Genomic DNA, 22,011 nt, shown 5'->3' on the forward strand with positions numbered 1-22,011 from the left:
CATTTCTCCTTCAAAAAAATCCCCCTATTCCACTTTCAGCATGCTCCTGTCCTCCCCACAGCAGCCCCTTCCCTCCCAAAATCCCCCATTCTCCTGACTACAAATACTTTCCTTCCTGACTCTCATCAGCATTTAACAACCCATCTGCTGGTAATTTTGAGGCATCAAAGTCAATGAAACGATATGTTTAAGTATATCCCGGCATCAGAAGCTGTAAAGTGTGTGACTTCAGGTAACCGTGTTTTTATCCATGGATCCGCCGCAACGCCAATGCACCTTTTAAAAGCCCTTCAAGATAGGCACGCAGAATTGGAGAATGTTGAATTAACAAGCATCACAACCTTAGGTAAGGTAGACTTCGACAATCCTGCATACAGAAAAAGCTTTTTTGTTAATTGCCTTTTCACATCCGCTGCCAACCGTAAGGTAGTGAATAGTGAGGATGGTGACTACGTTCCTATTTTCCTGAGTCAGATACCTCAGCTGTTCAAAAAGAACATTCTGCCTCCGGATGTTGCATTTATTTCAGTATCACCTCCGGATCAACACGGCTATTGCTCACTGGGTACCTCAGTAGACATCGCCCGCGCTGCAACGGAAGTAGCAAAATATATCGTGGCACAGGTAAATCCTAAAATGCCACGCACTCACGGTGAAGGTTTCATCCACGTATCACGCTTCCACGCTGCCGTATGGCACGAAGAAGATCTACCAGTACTGGACTACTCTTCAGATGCTACCCCAGTCACCGCTCAGATTGGCCGCAATATCGCTACCCTGGTAGAAGACGGCGCCACCCTGCAGTTAGGTATCGGCAGCATCCCTGATTATGTGTTAAAGAACCTGACCAACCATAAGAACCTGGGCTTGCACACAGAAATGATGTCCGACGGCGTCATTCCATTGATCGAAAGTGGTGTAATCAACAATAGCCTGAAGAAAGTGAACGTAGGCAGAAATGTCACAGCTTTCATGGCAGGTACCCGCAAACTGTATGATTTTGTAAACGATAACCCAACCGTAAGGGTACTGGCTATCGACTATGTAAATGATACAGCTGTGATCCGTCAGAATCCAAAAGCTACCGCTATCAACAGCGCCATCGAAGTAGACCTCACTGGTCAGGTGTGTGCAGATAGTATCGGTACTTACCAATACTCCGGTATCGGTGGGCAGATGGACTTTATGAGAGGTGCTTCATTGTCAGATGGTGGTAAGCCAATCATTGCGCTGCCATCCGTGACAAACAAAGGTATCTCCCGCATCACTCCTTACCTGAAACAAGGTGCTGGTGTGGTGACTACAAGAGGACATATACATTGGGTGGTGACTGAATATGGTATTACGAACCTGTTCGGTAAAGGCCTGAAACAAAGAGGTAAAGCGCTGATCGAAATTGCACACCCTGATCATAGGGAAGCATTAGAGAGAGCTTTCTTCGAAAGATATGCTAAAAAATCAGCGGTAATATAAGATATTAAAGATAACACTGGTTACAAGGAAGGTCCATTGTGCGCGATTTGCAACGGGCATTCTGACATCCCGGAATGCCCTTCTTCTGACCTTCCTTTCTTTTTTATTTTGCTGGTAAGTTTTTATTTTGGTTGCTTTCATTCAAATAATAGCAGAACCTGGCTGTGAGGCAAGGTTTTGCTTTTTTGATTTATAAAGTTACGCTGGCTTTATTTCATAAAAAAGACCGGGATTATTTTATAAGAAGGAACCTGACCTTTTATAATAATGAGCTAACCTTATTTTATAAGGACCTGTTATCAAAAGGACCTGGCTTTATTGAAAATACATACTCAATAGGCTCTGCCTTCAATTAGTTTATTTTCCCAATTTCCGCCGCTGGCAACCTTCTTACACAATCACCTGCTGCATGATCCGCTTCCTATGCTGCACTCCCCACTTCGCCATTTCCGAAATAATGCTCTGCAATGTTCCACCATAGTCAGTCAGCTCATACTCCACCGTTACCGGCTTTGTATCATGCACGGTCCGCTTTACCAGCTCATTCATTTCCAACTCTCTTAACTCTTTTGACAGCATCTTGGACCCTATTCCTTCCACTTCTCTTTGCAATTCCATAAATCGTCGCTTTCCAAAACTCAGCGAACCAATGATGGAAATCTTCCATTTCCCATTCAACACATCCAGGGTATCATGTATGGCCCGTAAATGTCCCTGACATTCTTCAGACCTTTCCTGCGAATGAATTTTCTTACTCATAACAGCTTTACTGTACCGTCAAAAGTACAGGATGTAGGAGTAATTTCAAAAAAACCACCCTGGGGGCGTGTTTCCGACAGCTTTTTCCCTAATTCCTGCCTTCAGGTACCCACCGTGCCCTAACGCAGCACCTCCATCTACCTCTCCTCCAACGGCTGTTTTCAGATACTGTACAATGATAATTTTCCTTCACAATCTATCAAAAACTCCTCCCTAACGCAGGACCTCCGTCAACTTCTCTTCTAACGCCTCCCCTCTCAGATACCTTGCAACAATAACCCCTTTAGGATCGATCAAAAAGTTACAAGGAATCGCCTTAATCCCATACTCCTGCGCCAATTTCCCCTGAAACCCCTGTAAATCAGACACCTGCACCCACGGCATTCTATCCTCCGCAATCGCCTGTTGCCAACTCTCTTTCTTTTCATCCAGCGATACCCCTAAAACTGTAAAATTCTTATGCTTAAACTGATTATACGCTTTCAACAAATTTGGATTCTCCGCCCTGCAAGGCTTACACCAACTCGCCCAGAAATCTATCAATACATACTTCCCCTTCAGATCCGCCAATCTTACCGTATCCCCATTCACATCGGTCTGTTTAAAATCCATCAATGTCTGTCCGACCGCACTCTTTTTCAAAACTGCAATTCTTTCCTGCAGAGCCTTTCCGGGAGTCGTGCTTACCATGGCCGGAGATAATTTCCGGAAAAGGCTATCCAGCAAGGTCGGATCTCCCACCAGCGCCATATCACTCAGCAGCGATACGCTCACCACACTTCCTGGATGGGTAGCGATGAATTGATTCGTTCTTTCATCTTTCACTTCATCCAAAGAATCAAACTTCGTCCTGATCAACTCCTTCAAACTATCATTGTCCTTCGCCTTTACCCACTGATCAGTTAATGCCTGTCCTTCTTTTTTAATATCCGCCAGGGACCTTTGATATTCATCAAAGTCCGCTTGTGGCGCAGAACCTGTAATCCGTAACTGATCGAGTGAATCAATATGGCCATGAATCTCCACGGCCGAATTATCCATATACAATGGAATGGTTTTGTCGCCTATCCGCAACATCAGCCGCTGTACTTCCTGGATATCTCCTGACCAGCTGAATGCACCGTCTTTTACAGGTATCGGTTCTGTGTTATAAGTGTCACCCGCAGGGATGTTCAGGAAAATAGCGGGATCATACAATCCATCGATGGTACCAGTGATGCTGGCATGTGGGGTATCCTGCTTACAACCAGGTGCGAAAAGCAAGCCTGCGGCGAGGATAGCGAGGGGTAAATAACGCGTTGGCATAATGGGGTTTTAAAGGGATGTTGGGTTAAACTATTGGGTAAATGTAAATCTTTAGAGTTAAATGCCAAACTGTAACTTTATATGCTAAAATATTCCTTTAATGTTGTTACTTGAATGCTAAAGGATCTTTAAGGTTAAATGCCAAACTATCCTTCCAATTCCTCTATCATCTCATTATCAACTTCCAATTGCAAATAAGTAATATTAATATTCAAAATCTCCTTCGCCGGTATCACGATCACATCCGCTGGTAAATCAATCGGAATCCCAGGCTCATTCGAATAAGCAGTCGTCTTCCCACCCTCTCCCAAAGGCTGCTCTGTCAGCGCCTGTTTCCTCAAATCCCTGCGGGTCACCTGCGTTAAGACAATGTAATTCAGCTCTGTCGACTTAGTCTGAAAGTAATAATTTTCCAGGTAACCTGAATACCATCATCATTGACGGTCAGGTAGCAGGTACATGGAAACGGGAAATAAAAAAAGATGAGGTAAAAGTTAGCTTACAGCCATTTGAAAAGTTAACCACCGCGCAGGAAACAAAATTAAAAAAAGCAGAAAAAGAATATATCAGTTTCACAAGTTCGAAATAGAAAAAAGAATACTAACAGAATGAGCTCACGAAAAAGGGATTGGTTTAGAATAACTCTTCCTCCTCCATATCCTCCAAAAAACTCCACGCCTTGTCCTCACTCTTATACAAAAACAAATAATCCCTCAACCGCTTTTCTATCCCCATCCCCTGTATCTTATACAACTCTATCTTCAAATTACTAATCCCCTCTTCATCATCCGCCGCCGTCATAAACACCAGATCATAACTCGGAAACGCCACCACCAGGTCCTTCCCAAAATGCGCCGCCACTTTCTCCCATATTGGCGCTACTAATATAGCCGTTGCACAATGATCCGGCTCCCCTTCCAATTCATAACAACCAAAAATAGTCTGCACTATTTTAAACTCAAAATCTCTTATGAAATTATTTGTAGCCAACGCCATTATTTCCTCCGCTGTCATTTCATCGCCCAAATGACATTTGCTGATAAACGTGAATTTATCTCCTCTATCAATCACATATCCCAAAGCAAGGTCCTTCAGCCATAACCGGTGAATAGGAAAATCTGCCTCATCCTCCAACACCAACTTTAATTCATCTATCAAAAAAACTCTCGGGTAAATTTTATCCTTATACGCCTTTAAATCTGCCTGCATTGCCATATCGATCGATTTGATTTTATCTGAATGTAATTCAATTTTAGATGAATTTTATAGAACCAGGCTGCAATACGACTGTTTTAAAAGTAGCATGGATCAATACGGTGATGCCATATGGGCTAATCCCTCTTATCTCACCTATGTAACCTTTATTCAATTGCGCATTTGGATCCTGCTTATTCCCCACTACCACTACATTGTGCCCCATCACATTCGATGGACTTTTCGGTGGCGCCAGATCAATGGAGTGTTTTTCTGTCAGCGTCGCTACCAGGTTACTATTCCTAAGTGATCGGGGGTAGGCCTCTGCCACTGTATGCAGAAATTGATCCAACGCATACTTTTTCTTTTTCTGATTCGCCTTTTCCGTTCCCTTATCCTGTACAAAATCCCATAACGCATGCGTATTATCAAAACCATCCGTGACATACTCACTGATATTTGTAGCCTCCCTCCTCACCAACGATGGAGGGAAGTAATTGAGTCCGCTTGTATCAAACATCCCTAACAGGTGATCTGTGATAATTTTTGTTTTATTACCCAGTTCGTCTGTACTGAAAACCGCATCTCCATCCGTCTCGTACCTTTTCAGGAACTGCCGGTGCTGTCCTTCCCTGCGACCTCCCGGCACACCTCCTTTAGCAATAGTGGCAAGAGGGGTCACATTCAGCAAATTGAGATAAGTGGCAATGAAGTTTTCCAGGAAAGCAGTTTTTACGCCTACATTCTGCTTAAAATTCTCTCCCACCTTTCCTACAAATTTCCTGGCCTCATTAAAGGCCGCTACCAGGAAGATCTGGTGCTTTTCATCTATCACTCCGGCAAATTCCAGCTGTGGGCTTTTCATCGCCTCCTGTGTCATTAATGACAGTTGGAGGATGGCACTTGAAAGCGGCAGCCCTGTAAGGGTATTAATGACAGCATCCTGGTGAACGGCCCAGGCAGTAGTATGAGCGCCCATCGTACCGCTAAAAGGACTTTTGGTGCGACCGGTGGTAATAATATCGCCAATATTATCCAGGTCGTTCAATAATACTGTCACCTGGAAACCTGATCCGCCACCTGCAATATCTGAATCACCATAAGCAGATCCACGTACCTCTGATTCATTCAGTTGATGCGATCCACTGAGCTTAGACTTTACTTTATCCCTGTCATCCTCATCTTTAAAATTATAGCTCCCCGCAATATTGATAAATGTCTCTTCGCCATTCACCAGTTTCACGATATGGGCTACATTCAACGTGGGTATCTTGAGTGTTACATCGTTAGTGAGTAATGCCATATCATTCATTTTACAGAAATCGTATGCAAAAGGATAAGCGACCCTGATGGTACGCAGGAAATTCTGTAGTGTCAAGGCCCATATTTCTTCTTTTACTTCCTTCCTTTGTGTGTTTTCGTGACCTTGTGCAAATACCTCCGGCGTTTCTTCTGCGAACATTGTCCAGAGTGTAGCCCGGATGTGCTTTTTATACAATGCCAGCTCCCCCTCTTTTAAGTCTCCTTTTAATAGCTTTCGCAATTCGGTATCCATGCCGGTAAAGTCTGTAGTATTCAGGTCTTTTTCATCCAGCGGGGTATAGGTTTCCAGAAGGCCGGTATTAGAAGGCGTTCCCTCCTCTTTCTGAAATTTCTGCGAAGCAGCGAATTCGAAATAGTTAATTTCTCCCCTTGCTACGCCTTCTCCATGGCCGGAAGGGTCTCCACCGGCTACTGTAGAGGTTGGGAGGAGGTTGATGTAGGTCAGGTACGCGTTGATGGCAATGCGTAACACCTGTAGCACGTTATGATAATTTTGCGCAGTGATTTTTGCTGATACACTCACGAGATTATCGCGGGATACTTTTAGCTGATAGGTCGCAAAGTCGAGTTTTGCCCATTGCTCTTTGCCGATATAGCCATCCAGCTTGCGCAAGGGGGAGTCCAGGTCCTCATTGATGGTACCTAAAAACCAGTCGATCCCAACACTCATAGTAGTGCCTACCAGGTGCCTTCTGATGGCGTCGATATGTGCTACCCAGGCAGTAGAATGGGCACCCATTGTATTGCTGAATGGGGAGAGAGTGCGGCCGCCAATGATTACATCGTATATGTCGTAGTTATCGGTATTCCATTCTCCTACAATTTTTGTCAATGCTTGTCGCTGTATGACAGCAGTTTTCTGAACTACCGCTGGCTGAGAAATACCGGTAAAGGAGGAACGGTTTGCAGCAGCGCGGCTGGAAGGCTGAATGACAGAAATGTTTTTATTGTGCTGAAGCATAATATTGAGGGAATTGAAATAGGGTGGCGGAATTATATAGTAATATACAAATTTTCGGGGGTTTGGACAATTCCACACATCAAATTACCTCGTACATCCACTCATGTTCATCCTGATCTTATCTTTCATTTCTTCTTCTAATTTCCTCAAATACCTCTCAGGGTCAAGGCTTTCTGAAAATTCCATTCTATTACTTTTTGTAATCAGGATCCTGATCCGATAAGACTGTCGATTAATTTTCAGTTCGTAATACCTACTTTCAGAAGACATTTGAAATGGATAATATCCCAACCGGAATTTCAAAAACTCATCTACCTCATATTTGACTTCCAGTTCTCTTCTCTTTATTATTATGCTGTTATTTTCCTGAGACAACCAGATCTCGTAATCATTAAAAGATACCGAATATGCGATCCAAATTGTTAAAGAAAAAACGATGACATCCACAAGGATGGATGTTACACTAAAGTTCCTGGAACAAATATTTGCCAGTACAAATAATAATGGCCAGCAATATAAAATAAAGGTAATGTACCTTGCTTCCTTTGTACCGTTGGTAATCGGGATCATATCTATGCTTCTAATGATGTAAATGTAGCTTGCAGAAATTGCCAGGGCCGGCTCTCTTTTTTATCCGTTAGCACAAGTTCCATTTTTGCTTCGGTAAGGGAATCATCCTATTCAAATGTAATTTCTATCGGGCTACAATCAGCAATAATGGATTATCCATTCTATTACAACCTATTTGAAATTTGTCAGGGTCTAATATAATATATTCAACCCCCGCCGATTGCTGGACTTGCAGTAACTTCAGCTCCTCCGCTTTAAAATAAGGTACCCCATTGATAACAATGATATCAAACTCCTTCCCTGTCGCTACCCGAATCTCATTCACCAGCTCTTCCCCCGTCTTAAATTTCGCATTTACAGATGTTGGATAAATACTGATCCTCCTCCTCACATAATTCTTTTTCACCCGTGTGATACTGTCCTTATTTAAAATGATATTTTTAAACGCTACAGGGTGTCCATTGTATACTACCTGGTATCCCCTCTTCTCACTTTTAAAAACAGCCTTCTCAGAATACCTGATCGTCGTACAACTGGCGAGTCCCGTTAAAACAAACAAATACCGCCACATGTTATTGATTTTTATTGAATAGCATTATAGGAATACTAATTGTCGTTCGCACAGTTTGAAATAATATACAGACCAAAGATACTGCTAATATCACCACAGCCGGAAAAATAAAGAACCATCCCCCCTATCATTGTTGTAAAAACAGATAGTAATAACAAGGTATAGGTAACCATCCGTTATTTTTCTTTATAAACCAACAACCGCAACGCATTCAACACCACTACCAAAGTAGAACCTTCATGACCAATCACCGCTGGTCCCATACTCGCAATACCCAATAAAGTTAAGGGTATTAGCACCGCCACCATACCCAAACTGATCACCAGATTTTGTTTGATAATACGATTCGCCTGCTGACTTAACGCTATCGCAAACGGCAGGTGCATCAACTGATCGCCCATCAACGCGATATCCGCCGTTTCCAGCGCTACATCAGAACCGGCAGCACCCATAGCGATACCTACCGTACTATTAGCCATGGCAGGTGCATCGTTGACACCATCACCCACCATAGCCACTTTATGTTCCGTAGCCTTTAGTTTATTAATCGCTTCGACTTTTTGTTCAGGCAACAAGTTCCCCCATGCATCTGTAAGACCCGTCGCTTTTGCAATCGCATCTGCTACTAACTGGTTATCGCCGGATAGCATGACCATCTTTTTAATCCCCGCTGCTTTGAGTGCATCCAGTGCCTGTTTAGCCTCGGGACGAGGGGTATCCATAACGGTGATCATGCCCGCATACTGGTTGTCTTTTAACACTAGCATAGCCGTATGCCCGGCGGTGGATTTTTCATCCAACAGCGCAAGCACCTCCTCCGAAACACTGGTGACCAACGCCTTATTACCAATAACAATGTCATGCCCCTGCCATTGTGCTTTAATACCTTTACCGGTAACAGATGAAAGGTTCTCTGCAGGCTTGACATTCTTTAGTTGCGCATCGGCAACAATGGCTTTTGCCAATGGATGATCGCTGAGTGATTCCACAGCTACCACCATTTCCAGTAGCTCCTCTTTAGTGATACCAGCCGCAGGAATAATGCCGGTAAGTGTTGGCTTGCCTGCCGTGAGGGTGCCTGTCTTATCAAAAGCAATGGCTTTGAGTGTACCGAGGTCTTCCAGTGGACGACCACCTTTGATAAGGATACCCGCACGTGCAGCACGGGCTACCCCACTCAACACAGCACTGGGCGTAGCAATGGCCAATGCACATGGACTGGCCGCCACCACCACACCCATAGCGCGATAAAAGCTGGCACTGAATGGTTCGTCAATCACCAGAAATGCGAGACATAGCAACCCTACAAAGATGATGACAGCAGGTACGTAAAACTTCTGCAACCTGTCAGTAAAACGCTGTGTAGGCGACTGCTGTGACTGCGCTTCATTCACGAGTTGAATCAGTTTTGATAAGGTAGAGTCTTTGGATGGTTTGGTCACTTTTACTTCCAATACACCACTGCCATTCAAAGTACCCGCATATACATTGTGGTCAACCTGTTTATCAACCGGCATACTTTCGCCGGTAACAGCCGCCTGGTTAACTGCACTGTTACCTTTTATGATAATGCCATCGGCTGGAATCGTGGCATCAGGTTTTACTACGACAATATCGTTTATTTGTAAGGTTTCGATTTTCACTTCCTGCAGGTCATTGCCCTTTTTCAGCCAAGCAGTTTTAGGTGCTAGCTTTGCCAATGCACTGATAGCGTTTTTTGCTTTTTTCATGGCATAGTGCTCTAATGAATGGCCCAGGCTAAACAGGAAAAGTAATAGCGCGCCTTCGGCCCAGTCTCCCAGGACAGCGGCACCAGCGGCAGCGACGATCATGAGAGAGTCGATGTCGAAAGAACCTGCTCTAATGTTTTCGATGGCTTCTTTGACAGTAAAAAAGCCACCTGCGATATATGCCAGTATATATAACGATAAAGGAAGTACGGGAGGAATACCTTTGACAAAAGATAAACCAAAGCCAATCGCCAGTGCTGTGCCACAGGTAAGGCTGCAGATGATCTCTATGTATTTCATCCAACCATGTCCGTGATCATGATCATGTTCGTGATGGTGTTCATGCTCGTTCATGTGTTTGAAGATACGAAACCAATGGGAAATTACAGCTGCATTCGACAGCAATTCTACTTCACCTCCTATCCTGCTATCAATACCTTCCCACACCCTATATGCTTCACACTTTCCACCAGGGCATCACTCACCACCATACCCATCTCCACTCCTACAGCTACAACCATACACTGATACTCGCTGAATTTATTATTACTTAATTGCAAAGTAACCGTCTGTGCCTCCACGGCCTGCTGAGAGGAATACCACTCAGTATTATAAGAAACCGGCGGCTCTTGAGAACGATAATTTCCGGCTACCCCCAAACTGATGATAAACCGAAACAAGGGGCGCTGCCAGGGAAGTACCAGGTTCACATCAGGCTGTAATGCAGGAAACCGAATCTCCGCAGTAGCAGTATCATGATCTAAAGTGGCGGATACCGGGTTCCGCACCACGCTATCAAACAAATGATTTTTATTCAGGTTGACCCCACTCATCAGGTACCCAAATTCTGAAAAAAACACCATTCGTTCACCCCGCTTATTCTTCTTATCCTGCTTGAGCATATGCCTGCACAAAGATGTAAACTGGGAGGCCAAATTTATATCAGCCAAATGGCTGACAGGTCTGATGGCCATCCGGACAGCCTTCGCAGCTGCAGAACTGGTTCCAAATTCATGATTGTTTTGCCGTACCAACTCACAGGAAGGTAGTTTTTCAATTTGTTTCCTGGTAGGACCTCCATTCGTTCGGAGAATATATCCCTCGGATTCATCCCTGTTCTTAGGCAGGTAAGCATTCATTCCTTCCAGTTTCCCTTCAAATTTGAATATTGATTTAATAATAGCCATAAGATATGGTTCTGCTGTTAACAATTAATGGTAACCGATAACCCTATAATGTACCTATGCCGTAAGTAACAGGTATATAACCCGTAGATATCCCGTATCTATATAGATGCGGCTTATGGGCGGGATAAGAGCGGGTTATAGGCGGATTATAGGCGGGTTATCTCTATTTTCATAAAGGTATTAATATTAACTGTACATGAGTTCGCAGTAAAATAAATTTGGAGAATTATACCAATCGGTATATTTTTACACCGTCTTAATCGTTTTGATATGAGCAAAGCAGAAAAAACCAGGCAGTATATAGTGGAGAAAACCGCTCCTATCTTCAATACCAAGGGTTTTGCCGGCACCTCTCTCACTGATATGACCGAGGCAACCGGACTGACCAAAGGCTCCATCTATGGCAACTTTGCCAACAAAGATGAAGTGGCCCTCGCCTGCTTTGACTTCAATTTCAAAAAAGTAGTCGGCATCATCAACAGCGCCATCGAAAAGGAAAAGACCTACAGGGGCAAACTCCTGGTCTATACCAGGATCTATGACAATTTTCTGCACTCACCTTTCCCTACCGGCGGTTGCCCCGTGCTGAATACCGCCGTGGAATCGGATGATACTCACCCGGAACTGAGGGCGAAATCTGCCGCTGCCATCGGAAACTGGAAAGACAAACTCGCTGATATTCTCAATAAAGGCATTGAAGTGGGAGAATTCAAGCCAGGAATGAATATAGAGCAAACCGCACTCACACTCATCGCCACCATCGAAGGAGCTATCATGATCACCAAAGCAACTGGTAAACTCAATTACCGCTCTGCTATCATGAACGCCATCGAAAACATGATCAACGCATTCTAAATATTTTTTTGCACAATAATATACCGATCGGTATATTTAAAAACAAACAAGATGAACACAAGTAACAATACCGTACTTATCACCGGCGGAAGTGCCGGTATCGGTTTCGAAATCGCACAGCAATTAAGCGCACAGGGCAACCAGGTTATCATCACAGGTCGTAATCCTGAAAGATTGAAAACAGCGGCCGCGCAATTAAAAAATACCACCGCGATTGTATCTGATGTCACCAGCGAAGACGATATCAACCAGCTCGTCGCTCAACTCAATGAACAATTCCCTGCTTTAAATATTGTGATCAATAACGCAGGGGCCGCGTCCTCTCCTTACAGATTTCTCCCAGGGGCAAATGCATATGAAAAGGCCAGTGCCGAAATGCAAACCAATTACCTCTCCGTACTTCGCCTGAATGAAAAGTTGCTGCCTTTATTAAGTAAACAACCCTATGCTGCCATCGTGAATGTATCCAGTATTGTATCTTTTGCGCCAAGTATCAATATTCCTGGTTATAGTGTCAGCAAGGCTGCTTTGCATGCTTATAGCAGGGTATTACGCCTTACTTTGAAAGATACCCCTGTACGTGTTTTCGAACTCATGCCCCCATTAGTCAATACAGAATTTTCTAAAGAAATAGGCGGGGAAAAAGGTATTCCACCTGCACAAGTCGCTGCCGGATTGATAGAAGGTCTTCAAAATGATTTATATGAAATACATGTAGGCGATACTGCCGGCATATACCAACTCTACCTCTCCTCTCCTGAAAATGCACTGCAGGCACTCAACGCCGGCATTTAATTCTTTGCCTTAATATATACCGATCGGTATGAAGAAAGAAACCATTCTGTTGGTTACCGTCATCGCTGCGGCCGTGATGGAACTAATCGATACCTCCATCGTCAATGTCGCGCTCTCTCATATGAGCGGGAACCTGGGAGCTACGCTGGAAGATACTTCGTGGGTCATTACGGCTTATGCCATTGCGAATGTGATCATCATTCCTATCACGAGTTTTTTAGTCTTAAAACTGGGCAGAAGGAATTACTATATCGGCTCTGTCATCGCCTTTACCTTCTTCTCTTTTATGTGCGGACAGGCGTCGAATATCTGGACTCTCGTGGCTTTCCGTTTCCTTCAGGGTATAGGTGGCGGGGCATTGCTCTCCGTATCACAAGCCATCGTGTTTGAGATCTTTCCGAAAGAAAAACGGAATGTAGCCAGTGCGCTCTTTGGAATCGGCGTGTTTGTAGGCCCCACTATCGGGCCTACACTGGGCGGGTATATCACCGAGTTCTACGACTGGCCATGGATCTTTTATATCAACGTACCGATCGGTATAACTGTTGCGGTTATATGTTATGTGCTATTAAAAGAACCACCTACCAAACAGGTAGCTGGAAAAGTAGACTGGCTGGGAATCTTCCTCTTAGCAATTGGCGTAGGATCTTTGCAAACAGTATTGGAAAGAGGCGAAACGGACGATTGGTTCGAAGCAAATTATATCATCCTTTTGAGCGTGACCGCCTTCTTTGGATTATTACTTTTTATCTGGTGGGAACTCAAAACCAACAACCCGGTGGTGAACCTGAAAGTATTGAGGAGTAAGAACCTTACCTTAGCGGCTGTGCTTACTTTCATTTCAGGAGTCGGACTATTCAGTTCTGTATTTCTGACACCTGTTTTTGCGCAACGACTATTAGGATTCACGCCTACGCAAACAGGACTATTGTTGCTACCGGGTGCCTTATTAGCCATCGGCGGATTGATGATCTCTGCTACGCTGTTACAAAAAGGCGTTTCTCCTATTGTGATGATTACAATCGGGATGTTGCTCTTTGTTCTCTTCAGCTGGCAGATGTCGCATTTAAGTCTGAATGCAAGTGCAAATCTGATCACGACCAGTTTGATATGGCGTGCCGTTGGACTGGCTGTAGTGACGGTGCCATTGACCACGTTGGCAGTGTCATCGCTGGAGCCACAGGATATTCCACAGGGAGCAGCGTTGAATAATATGATGCGGCAACTGGGCGGTAGTTTTGGGTTGGCGATGGTGAATACGTACCTGACTAATAGAAATGCAGTACACAGAACCGATCTTGTTAGCAATATTACTGTTGATAATCCAGAGGCTGTAAAGAGAATATCAGATTATACGGGATATTTTATGCAACATGGGTTTGGGGTGTTGGAGGCAAAGCAGAAGGCATTAAAGGTAGTGGATGCTGTGATTACGAAACAGTCGAATCTGATGAGTTATGATGATGCTTACCTGATGGTAGGAATAGTGTTTTTGTTTGCATTGCCATTGTTGTTACTGGCCAGGAAGCGGAAGGCGGGGATGCAGGTGAAGGTGGTGCTGTCGGATCATTGATGAATATGTCTTACATTTAGGTTGCACCATGCAACAGACTAAAAACAATTACGACATCGTCGCCTCGCAATATGACTGGCTGAGCAAAGTGGTATTTTACCGCTCGCTGGAAAATGCACAGGTGAGTTTATTGAAATATATCCCAGCCGGTAGCCAGGTCCTCATCGTAGGCGGGGGTACCGGCTGGATTTTAGAAAGACTGGCGCAATTACACCACCATGGGTTACGCATCACCTATGTGGAGCTCTCAGGGAATATGATCACCCTTTCTCAAAAGCGCGACTATAAAGAAAATACAGTTGATTTTGTCAACCTCCCTATCGAAGATTTTACCCCCGACCTTGACTACGATGTCATCATCACCCCTTTCTTATTTGACAATTTCGTCCCTGAACGGGCACAATCTGTCTTCTGGCAGTTACATAATTCTTTGAAAAAAGACGGTTTGTGGTTATTCGCAGATTTCTATTATGACAAAGAAAAAAGCCGTTGGTGGCATAAATTGCTACTAAAAATCATGTATTCCTTCTTCAGATTGTTCTGTAATATAGAAGCAAACTCCCTCTTTAACATGGCTACCTGCTTTGAACAGGGAAAATACGAGGTACTTCATAAGCGTTTCTTCTATTTTGACTTCATTCAGTCAATTGCTTATAGAAAACCGGTATAATTACTATTTTAGTCCCCTGATGTACGCAGCTGAAAATTCTCTCTTACTCCGTGTAGCCAATGGTGACCAAAAGGCTTTTCGTATGCTTTTTGACCAATATTGGGATGGCATGTATGCCAATGCGTTGCATTTTACAAAATCGCCGGAATTAGCCCAGGACCTTGCACAGGAGATATTTACTAAGGTGTGGGTCATGCGCGATAAACTTCCCGGAATTGAGCGATTCGATGCCTGGCTGTACAAGGTAGCGAAAAATATGATCCTGGATGAGCTGCGCCGGTTACAACAAAGTCCGGATTATGCTGAGTTTATAGATGCCTATTTTCTGGCTGGCGATCAGGATGCACACCAACCGGCAACGACAAAAGACATTGAGAAACAACTACATGCAGCTATAGATCAATTACCCGCGCAAATGCAGACTGCTTTTAAACTGAGCAGGTTTGAGGGACTTACCCACGACCAGATTGCACAAAGGATGAACATATCCAAAGTAACCTCCCAGAATTACATAGCACGATCACTGGTAGCTATCAAAAAATACCTTGCAGGGAAGCAAATTGAATTGGGACTGCTTTTACTTTTAATGATAAGGCACTAGTATATAACTAGTTATAACTTTTCTGAAAAAATTTTCCTCACCGACGGATTACCCCGTCCATTTTTTTCGTCTTTATACATATGAAGGAATTATTGGAAAAATTCTTGTCCGACAGCATGACCAAAGAAGAACAGGAGGAATTCCGGGCTTTACTTGCCCGCGAAGACCTGCGTGAAGAGTGGGCTGCGTACATTGAAAAGATCCTGGCAGAGAAACGTTACGATGATGCGCCAGTCGCTGACCGTAATGCCATCTTTCAGCAAATGATGTCCAAATCACCTGTTTATCCATATCCTATATCAACTTTGCACAGGTACGGCTGGTGGGCCGCTGCGGCGGTCCTCCTGCTCCTGTTGGGGGCAGGCACTTTGTGGTTGCAGAAACCTGTGCCTCCACCGGCAAATCTGGTTGTTGCGGATGTTGCACCAGGTACTACAAAAGCAGTGCTTACGCTGGCAAACGGGCAAACGGTGCCATTGGATAGTGCCGGCGTAGGATCATGGGTGCAGGGCAATACCAGTGTGCATCAATCTGGTGGGTTGCTGGCCTATTCGGGGGCTGCTACCTATAATGCGATAAGTTATAATACCCTGACCACTCCACACGGAGGTACTTTTAGGGTGACCCTGCCAGATGGCAGTAATGTATGGCTGAATGCTGCTTCTTCGCTGCGTTATCCTACTTCTTTCAAAAGCTCATCGGAACGACTCGTAGAATTACAGGGCGAAGCTTATTTTGAAATCGCACAAAATGCGCAACAACCTTTTAAAGTAAAGGTCAATGATCAAACCACGATTGTCGTACTCGGTACAAGTTTTAACATAAATGCCTATGCCAATGAAGGTGGTATTGCCACTACATTGTTTACCGGCGCTGTTCGTATGAACCACGGGAATGAGCAGGCTACGCTGCATCCCGGGCAGCAGGCGCGCACGGGGCTGACAACTATTGAGACGATTCAGAATGTAGATACCGCACAGGTACTGGCATGGAAAAACGGGCTCTTTGATTTCCATAATGCCACGCTGCCGGAGGTAATGAGACAATTGACAAGGTGGTATGATATTGACGTCGTATATGAAGGGAATATACCAGCCATCACGTTTGATGGGAAGATGGATAGACATTTACAATTATCTCAAATTATCAAAATCTTTTCTTACATGAAGTTGAATTGTAGGCTGGAAGCGAATAAGCGCCTGGTAGTACTGCCATAATTTTCTCAGAAATTTCATTTCATTATTTACCTGAAGCGGCTGACTAAAGCTTCAGGGTGGAATGCCTGTGCCTGAAAAAAAGTTACGGACTGCAATTCGTAAAGGGTATGGACTATAATTACTATGGTGGAAGAAACCGCCACGGACTGTAATTCGTAGCGCATAAATCAATAGTGCTTTATTTCCAAATGCATACTATGCCTGAAGCAACCGCCACGGACTGCAATCCCTGACAGCATCATCCGGCATAGCCTTAAAATGCTGAATGTACACGCTGCCACACAAAAAACCGCTACAGACTGCAATCCGTAGCGGCATAAATCAGTATGGCCTTTTAATTCTGAATGTATCCCGACTAAAAGAAACATTTCATTAATCAACCAAACCTCTTCAAATTTATGCAATTCGTTGCTTATTACGAAGCCCTGCGTGAACCAGGGCCCTGGACCAAAATCTTTCGCACTATGCGATTCATCGCCTACTTATTGTTCGTATGCTGCCTGCATGTCAGCGCCAAAAGCGTTTCGCAGTCCATCACCTTCACCGGCCGCAATGTGCCAATGAAAACAGTACTGGACGCTATCGAAAAGCAAACCGGGTACGTCTGTTTCTCTAACGGCAGTGTACTCGCCAACGCAAAACCTGTGAATGTAGATGCAAAACATCTCGACCTTTCCGTATTCCTGGATCTGGTACTCCATGACCAACCACTGGAATATACGATTGAAAGCAAAACGATTATCATCAGGAAGAAAGCACCCCTCCCCTACGCCCTCCCTGTCATGGATGCACAACCCCTGACCATCAAAGTCACGGGTATCATCACAGATGATAAAGGCGTAGCCCTCCCCGGTGTATCAGTAAGAGTCAAAAACAGCAAGGACGGCACTGTGACAGATGCCCATGGCCTATACTCCCTCGAAAATGTAGATGAAAATGCACTACTCGTTTTTACCTTCATCGGTTACACAACGCAGGAAATCCCCGTTAGAGGAAAACGTATTATCTCCATCAGTCTCACCCCAGCTTTGAACAAACTGGATGAGACAGTCGTGCAGGCTTATGGCGCTACTTCCAAACGCTACAACACGGGCAATATCGACAAGGTCTCTGCCGAAGAACTCATGCTTCAGCCCGTAGAAAACCCGCTGGCAGCGCTGGAAGGCAGGGTACCCGGTATGATCGTCACCCAAAGTTCCGGTATTCCTGGTTCTACTTTCAAAGTGGAGATCAGGGGTCGCATGGCATTTGACAAAAACCTCTCTGACGACCAACCTCTCTTCATTGTAGATGGTGTACCTATGGCGGCCAATAATGGCAAGATCAATAAACTCACTTCTGCTGCAGGTGTACTGCTAAACTCTGGTATCAGCCCTTTCAACAGTATCAATATGAACGATATCGCCAGCATTGAAGTACTGAAAGATGCTGATGCGACCGCTATCTATGGCAGTCGTGGTGCGAATGGCGTAATATTGATCACCACCAAAAGAGGGAAACCCGGAAAAACCAGACTGGACGTAGGTCTGAGTCATGGCATCAGCAAGGTAACCCGCACCGTACCCATGATGAATACACAGGAATACCTGCAAATGCGTCGTGAGGCATTCACCAACTCCAACACCGCCATGACGAATGCCAATGCCTATGACCTGCTCGCTTATGATACCACCCGATATACTGACCTGACTAAACTCTTCATTGGCAATACCGCTACAACAACGGATGCACAGGCTTCTATAGCAGGTGGTACTGTCAATACTCAATACATCCTTGGCACCGGGTATCATTACCAGACCACCGTATACCCCGGCGATAGCCACGAGCAAAGAGGTTCTATGCACATTGGCATCACCAGCAGATCTGATGATAAAAGGTTCAACCTGAACTTTAGTGGCGGTTATTCTGTAGACCAGAATAATATCCCTGCCACTGATATCTCTTCTGTGATGCAGTTGCCGCCCAACTTCCAGATCTATGATTCACTGGGGAATTATGCATGGAATGAAGGAGGGATCACCGCGAAAGATAATCCGCTGGCTTTGTACCTGAACCAAAATTACCGCATCAATACCAGCAATCTGCAAGGGAATTTATTGTTAGGCTATAGAATCCTGCCTAACTTAGAACTCCGCACCAGCCTGGGTTACAACAGCACCATTGCCGATGAGCAAAAGAAACTGCCACGTGCTGCACAGAACCCATCCAAAGGTTCGGCTACCGGCTCATTACAGTTAGGTAATAATCAGTTTAAGAGCTGGATTGTAGAACCACAGATTGAATACAACACGCATATCTCCAAAGGGAAACTTACTTTATTGGGCGGCGCCACCTTCAATGCGATCAGGAATAATAGTTTAATGATTATTGCGACTGGCTATACCAGCGATGAGTTATTAGGCTCACTGGCAGCAGCAGGTACCAACAGCATTTCAACTACCAATAGTAATAACGACTACCGCTACCAGGCTTTCTTTGCAAGGGCCAATTACAATTATGACAACAAGTACCTGATCAACTTCACAGGTAGAAGAGATGGTTCCAGCCGCTTTGGTCCACAATATCGCTTTTCGAATTTTGGATCATTGGCAGGTGCCTGGTTATTTACCAATGAACAATTCCTTTCTAAACAGCAAGTACTGAGTTATGGTAAGATCAGGGCCAGTTATGGATTGACGGGCAATGATAAAATTGGTGATTATAAATACCTGGATAGCTGGAAAGCGACGAGCTATAACTATACTGATTCGGCATCCCTCTACCCTACTATCCTGTATAATCCCAATCTCCACTGGGAAAAGAATATCAAGACGGAAGTGGCGATGGAACTGGGTTTCCTGAAGGATAAGCTGCTGACTACTGTTGCCCTGTACCGCAATATATCTTCCGATCCGCTGGTGGGGTATCCCTTACCCTATGCAACAGGATTCTCATCGATTACGGCGAATCTGAATGGGGTATTGATTGAAAACAGGGGCATTGAAATCTCTATCAATACTACGAATGTTCAAACAAAAACATTTAGCTGGAATAGTTATCTGAATGTGACAATTCCGCAGAACAGGCTTGTTAAATATCCGAATCTGGCTACCTCTACTTATGCAAATCAGTATAAGTTGGGCGAGTCGTTGAATCTGATTTACGGTAGTGTTTATACAGGTCTTGATTCCAATGGTTTGTACAGCATCAAAGATGTAAATAAAGATGGATTGGGAAATGCCAGTGATTATGGAGTACATGGAAAAACGGATCAGCGGTTGTATGGCGGCCTGTCTAATACTATTTCGTACAAAGGATTTCAGCTGGATTTCCTGTTTCAGTTTGTAAAACAGACAGGCATGAATTTCAGATCGAATGGATTGTATAACCCTCCCGGTACGATGTACAACCAGCCTAAATTATTGCTGGATCGCTGGCAGAAACCCGGGGATCAAAGTGCGAATCAGAAGTATACTTTATCCGCAGGGTCAATTACGGGAACGAGTGGATATTATGCGATGATGTTCTCGGATTACAGGTATGGCGACGCTTCTTATATCCGGTTGAAGAATGTGTCCCTGGCATATACCATTCCGCAGGAGGTGCTCAAAAGGCTACGTATTCTTTCCTGCAGGGTATATGTGCAGGCGCAGAATCTGCTGACGATTACTGGTTATCAGGGAGGCGATCCGGAAACACAGAATTATTTGTACATGCCCCCGTTGAGGACGATTGTGGGTGGAATACAACTGAATCTCTGATCTGTGAAAAATTGATAAGATCCTTTACATGCCGCCATTAGTAATTCTCCAGGCTTAAAAACTAAATTACATGTTCCGTCGATATTTATTTTTAATCACACTTACACTCGCTGGTTGTACCAAATTCGTAGAAGTAGCGGAGCCAATAGACCAGATCCCATCCAATGTGGTATTTGATGACGACACCAAAGCTGCTGCTGCCGTAAGAGGCTTATACAGTGTAATGATTTCCGCCTTATACGCACCATTTGGGGGGAGCCTGAGCGTATGCCCGGGATTGGCTTCTGATGAACTCATTACCACGTCTACCCTGGTCGATTTTACAGACTTCCAGAATAATGCCATCAGCACTTCCAATTCTAAAAGCGGTTCCAGCATTTGGGGGAATTTATACACCACCATTTATCAGGCAAATGCCGTTCTGCAGGGATTGGAGAATTCTCCCAATGTAACACCTGCAGCGAAGTTATGGATTGGCGGCGAAGCACACTTTTGCCGTGCATTGTATTATTTCTATTTAGTGAATTTGTATGGACCTGTGCCTATGCCACTGACCACTGATTATACCACGAATACTTACCTGCCCCGCACTTCCATAGATTCTGTTTATAATTTAATCATTTCCGATTTACAAACAGCGCAAGGTAGTCTGGATAATAATTACACGGCCACTGGCAATAGAGTAAGACCCAATAAATGGGCGGCCACTGCCTTATTAGCCCGCGTGTACCTGTATCGCCAGCAATGGCAGGCAGCGATTGAACAATCTACTGCGGTGATCAACTCCGGTTATTATGCATTAGAGCCACTGAACAATGTATTTCTCAATGCCGGCAAGGAGAATATTTTACAACTCGTATCGCCGGGTACCAACCTGTATACATGGGATGCTTATGTATTTGTGAACCTGAAAGCACACCTCGCTTCTAACTCGCTCCTGAACAGTTTCGAAGAAGGTGATAACAGGAAAACAAGCTGGCTCTCGAAAGTGACGATTAGTAATGCCACCTACTATGCACCTTATAAGTACAAAGTATCTCTCGGAACCGGTACTGCAAAAACAGAAAATACCACCTTATTAAGATTGGGTGAACAATACCTGATCCGTGCCGAAGCTTATGCCCATGCAGGAAATATCGCATCCGCCAGCGCTGATTTAGATTCAATCAGGCACAGAGCTGGCCTGCCACTCATGATGGAAGGTATTACACAACAGGCATTATTAGACACCATTCTGCACGAAAGAAGGATTGAATTATTCTCAGAACTGGGCCACAGATGGTTGGATGTAAAAAGAAGCGGAAAAGCAGATGCGATCTTCGGTGCAGTGAAATCAGGCTGGACATCGACGGATATCTTATTTCCTCTTCCATTGACTGATATACAGCGTGATCCGAATTTAACTCAAAACGAAGGTTATAATTAAAAAATCATTCTGCCGTCTGTAAAGATCCACTGTGATTCGAACTTAAATCCAAACAAAGGGT

19 protein-coding genes are annotated in these 22,011 nt (G+C 44.4%); 10 read left to right on the forward strand and 9 right to left on the reverse strand.

Going from position 1 to position 22,011, the window contains the following annotated elements; all coding sequences use genetic code 11:
* The first annotated feature begins 183 nt into the window (after positions 1–183).
* A complete protein-coding gene (locus BW716_RS16535; RefSeq protein WP_083723918.1) occupies positions 184–1,473 on the forward strand; it encodes an acetyl-CoA hydrolase/transferase family protein in 1,290 nt (429 codons plus the stop codon).
* A 390-nt stretch (positions 1,474–1,863) separates the two neighbouring features.
* Here the strand turns inward: BW716_RS16535 and BW716_RS16540 are convergent, their stop codons facing one another.
* From BW716_RS16540 to BW716_RS16550, 3 genes are all read right to left on the reverse strand, one after another.
* Positions 1,864–2,232 carry a helix-turn-helix domain-containing protein gene (locus tag BW716_RS16540; protein WP_083723920.1) on the reverse strand — a complete coding sequence of 123 codons (369 nt, stop codon included), beginning with the start codon at positions 2,230–2,232 and terminating at the stop codon, positions 1,864–1,866.
* Between the two features lie 213 nt (positions 2,233–2,445).
* Complete coding sequence (locus BW716_RS16545; RefSeq protein ID WP_083723922.1) at positions 2,446–3,537, reverse strand: TlpA disulfide reductase family protein; 1,092 nt, start codon at positions 3,535–3,537, stop codon at positions 2,446–2,448.
* A 146-nt stretch (positions 3,538–3,683) separates the two neighbouring features.
* Complete coding sequence (locus tag BW716_RS16550) at positions 3,684–3,878, reverse strand: hypothetical protein (protein WP_143708879.1); 195 nt, start codon at positions 3,876–3,878, stop codon at positions 3,684–3,686.
* 95 nt (positions 3,879–3,973) lie between these two features.
* Between BW716_RS16550 and BW716_RS39005 the strand changes: the two genes are divergently transcribed.
* Positions 3,974–4,126: a hypothetical protein gene (locus BW716_RS39005; protein ID WP_368677479.1), complete on the forward strand. Its 153-nt coding sequence runs from the start codon at positions 3,974–3,976 to the stop codon at positions 4,124–4,126.
* A 44-nt stretch (positions 4,127–4,170) separates the two neighbouring features.
* On the opposite strand, the gene BW716_RS16555 is transcribed toward BW716_RS39005, so the two are convergent.
* From BW716_RS16555 to BW716_RS16580, 6 genes are all read right to left on the reverse strand, one after another.
* Positions 4,171–4,752, reverse strand: coding sequence for a hypothetical protein (locus tag BW716_RS16555; RefSeq protein ID WP_083723926.1), 582 nt, complete (start codon positions 4,750–4,752; stop codon positions 4,171–4,173).
* Positions 4,753–4,789: 37 nt separating this feature from the next.
* Positions 4,790–7,015, reverse strand: coding sequence for a hypothetical protein (locus BW716_RS16560; RefSeq protein WP_083723928.1), 2,226 nt, complete (start codon positions 7,013–7,015; stop codon positions 4,790–4,792).
* A gap of 84 nt (positions 7,016–7,099) precedes the next feature.
* Positions 7,100–7,585, reverse strand: coding sequence for a hypothetical protein (locus tag BW716_RS16565; protein WP_083723930.1), 486 nt, complete (start codon positions 7,583–7,585; stop codon positions 7,100–7,102).
* A gap of 124 nt (positions 7,586–7,709) precedes the next feature.
* Complete coding sequence (locus BW716_RS16570) at positions 7,710–8,156, reverse strand: hypothetical protein (RefSeq protein ID WP_083723932.1); 447 nt, start codon at positions 8,154–8,156, stop codon at positions 7,710–7,712.
* A gap of 176 nt (positions 8,157–8,332) precedes the next feature.
* Positions 8,333–10,240, reverse strand: a complete 1,908-nt coding sequence (locus BW716_RS16575; protein ID WP_083723934.1) for a heavy metal translocating P-type ATPase — start codon at positions 10,238–10,240, stop codon at positions 8,333–8,335.
* Between the two features lie 65 nt (positions 10,241–10,305).
* Positions 10,306–11,073, reverse strand: a complete 768-nt coding sequence (locus BW716_RS16580; protein ID WP_083723936.1) for a hypothetical protein — start codon at positions 11,071–11,073, stop codon at positions 10,306–10,308.
* A 270-nt stretch (positions 11,074–11,343) separates the two neighbouring features.
* Here BW716_RS16580 and BW716_RS16585 point away from each other — a divergent pair, with 270 nt between their 5' ends.
* The 8 genes from BW716_RS16585 (at position 11,344) to BW716_RS16620 (ending at position 21,950) form a co-directional block, all read left to right on the forward strand.
* A complete protein-coding gene (locus tag BW716_RS16585; protein WP_083723938.1) occupies positions 11,344–11,928 on the forward strand; it encodes a TetR/AcrR family transcriptional regulator in 585 nt (194 codons plus the stop codon).
* A 51-nt stretch (positions 11,929–11,979) separates the two neighbouring features.
* Positions 11,980–12,723 (forward strand): SDR family oxidoreductase, encoded by a 744-nt coding sequence (locus BW716_RS16590; protein WP_083723940.1) that lies wholly within the window; start codon positions 11,980–11,982, stop codon positions 12,721–12,723.
* A gap of 28 nt (positions 12,724–12,751) precedes the next feature.
* Entirely contained in the window at positions 12,752–14,296 is a 1,545-nt protein-coding gene (locus BW716_RS16595) for a DHA2 family efflux MFS transporter permease subunit (protein ID WP_083723942.1), read from the forward strand.
* A 28-nt stretch (positions 14,297–14,324) separates the two neighbouring features.
* Positions 14,325–14,966, forward strand: coding sequence for a bifunctional 2-polyprenyl-6-hydroxyphenol methylase/3-demethylubiquinol 3-O-methyltransferase UbiG (locus BW716_RS16600; protein WP_083723944.1), 642 nt, complete (start codon positions 14,325–14,327; stop codon positions 14,964–14,966).
* Between the two features lie 19 nt (positions 14,967–14,985).
* Positions 14,986–15,567 carry an RNA polymerase sigma factor gene (locus BW716_RS16605; protein WP_083723946.1) on the forward strand — a complete coding sequence of 194 codons (582 nt, stop codon included), beginning with the start codon at positions 14,986–14,988 and terminating at the stop codon, positions 15,565–15,567.
* Between the two features lie 80 nt (positions 15,568–15,647).
* A complete protein-coding gene (locus tag BW716_RS16610) occupies positions 15,648–16,784 on the forward strand; it encodes a FecR family protein (RefSeq protein WP_083723948.1) in 1,137 nt (378 codons plus the stop codon).
* A gap of 398 nt (positions 16,785–17,182) precedes the next feature.
* On the forward strand, positions 17,183–20,524 hold the full coding sequence (locus tag BW716_RS16615; protein ID WP_083723950.1) for a SusC/RagA family TonB-linked outer membrane protein: 3,342 nt from the start codon (positions 17,183–17,185) through the stop codon (positions 20,522–20,524).
* A gap of 70 nt (positions 20,525–20,594) precedes the next feature.
* Complete coding sequence (locus BW716_RS16620) at positions 20,595–21,950, forward strand: RagB/SusD family nutrient uptake outer membrane protein (protein WP_083723952.1); 1,356 nt, start codon at positions 20,595–20,597, stop codon at positions 21,948–21,950.
* The last annotated feature ends 61 nt before the right edge of the window (positions 21,951–22,011 follow it).

It is taken from the genome of [Flexibacter] sp. ATCC 35208 (assembly GCF_001975825.1).
Classification (GTDB): domain Bacteria; phylum Bacteroidota; class Bacteroidia; order Chitinophagales; family Chitinophagaceae; genus Chitinophaga.

What these genes read in the sequence shown, in the direction of transcription:
- BW716_RS16545 (WP_083723922.1), bottom strand. Translation starts at nt 3,537, where the DNA reads ATGCCAACGCGTTATTTACCCCTCGCTATCCTCGCCGCAGGCTTGCTT.
- BW716_RS16620 (WP_083723952.1), top strand. Translation starts at nt 20,595, where the DNA reads ATGTTCCGTCGATATTTATTTTTAATCACACTTACACTCGCTGGTTGT.
- BW716_RS16560 (WP_083723928.1), bottom strand. Translation starts at nt 7,015, where the DNA reads ATGCTTCAGCACAATAAAAACATTTCTGTCATTCAGCCTTCCAGCCGC.
- BW716_RS16565 (WP_083723930.1), bottom strand. Translation starts at nt 7,585, where the DNA reads ATGATCCCGATTACCAACGGTACAAAGGAAGCAAGGTACATTACCTTT.
- BW716_RS16605 (WP_083723946.1), top strand. Translation starts at nt 14,986, where the DNA reads ATGTACGCAGCTGAAAATTCTCTCTTACTCCGTGTAGCCAATGGTGAC.
- BW716_RS16535 (WP_083723918.1), top strand. Translation starts at nt 184, where the DNA reads ATGTTTAAGTATATCCCGGCATCAGAAGCTGTAAAGTGTGTGACTTCA.
- BW716_RS16540 (WP_083723920.1), bottom strand. Translation starts at nt 2,232, where the DNA reads ATGAGTAAGAAAATTCATTCGCAGGAAAGGTCTGAAGAATGTCAGGGA.
- BW716_RS16590 (WP_083723940.1), top strand. Translation starts at nt 11,980, where the DNA reads ATGAACACAAGTAACAATACCGTACTTATCACCGGCGGAAGTGCCGGT.
- BW716_RS16575 (WP_083723934.1), bottom strand. Translation starts at nt 10,240, where the DNA reads ATGAACGAGCATGAACACCATCACGAACATGATCATGATCACGGACAT.
- BW716_RS16570 (WP_083723932.1), bottom strand. Translation starts at nt 8,156, where the DNA reads ATGTGGCGGTATTTGTTTGTTTTAACGGGACTCGCCAGTTGTACGACG.
- BW716_RS16555 (WP_083723926.1), bottom strand. Translation starts at nt 4,752, where the DNA reads ATGGCAATGCAGGCAGATTTAAAGGCGTATAAGGATAAAATTTACCCG.
- BW716_RS16580 (WP_083723936.1), bottom strand. Translation starts at nt 11,073, where the DNA reads ATGGCTATTATTAAATCAATATTCAAATTTGAAGGGAAACTGGAAGGA.
- BW716_RS16585 (WP_083723938.1), top strand. Translation starts at nt 11,344, where the DNA reads ATGAGCAAAGCAGAAAAAACCAGGCAGTATATAGTGGAGAAAACCGCT.
- BW716_RS16600 (WP_083723944.1), top strand. Translation starts at nt 14,325, where the DNA reads ATGCAACAGACTAAAAACAATTACGACATCGTCGCCTCGCAATATGAC.
- BW716_RS16595 (WP_083723942.1), top strand. Translation starts at nt 12,752, where the DNA reads ATGAAGAAAGAAACCATTCTGTTGGTTACCGTCATCGCTGCGGCCGTG.
- BW716_RS16610 (WP_083723948.1), top strand. Translation starts at nt 15,648, where the DNA reads ATGAAGGAATTATTGGAAAAATTCTTGTCCGACAGCATGACCAAAGAA.
- BW716_RS16615 (WP_083723950.1), top strand. Translation starts at nt 17,183, where the DNA reads ATGCAATTCGTTGCTTATTACGAAGCCCTGCGTGAACCAGGGCCCTGG.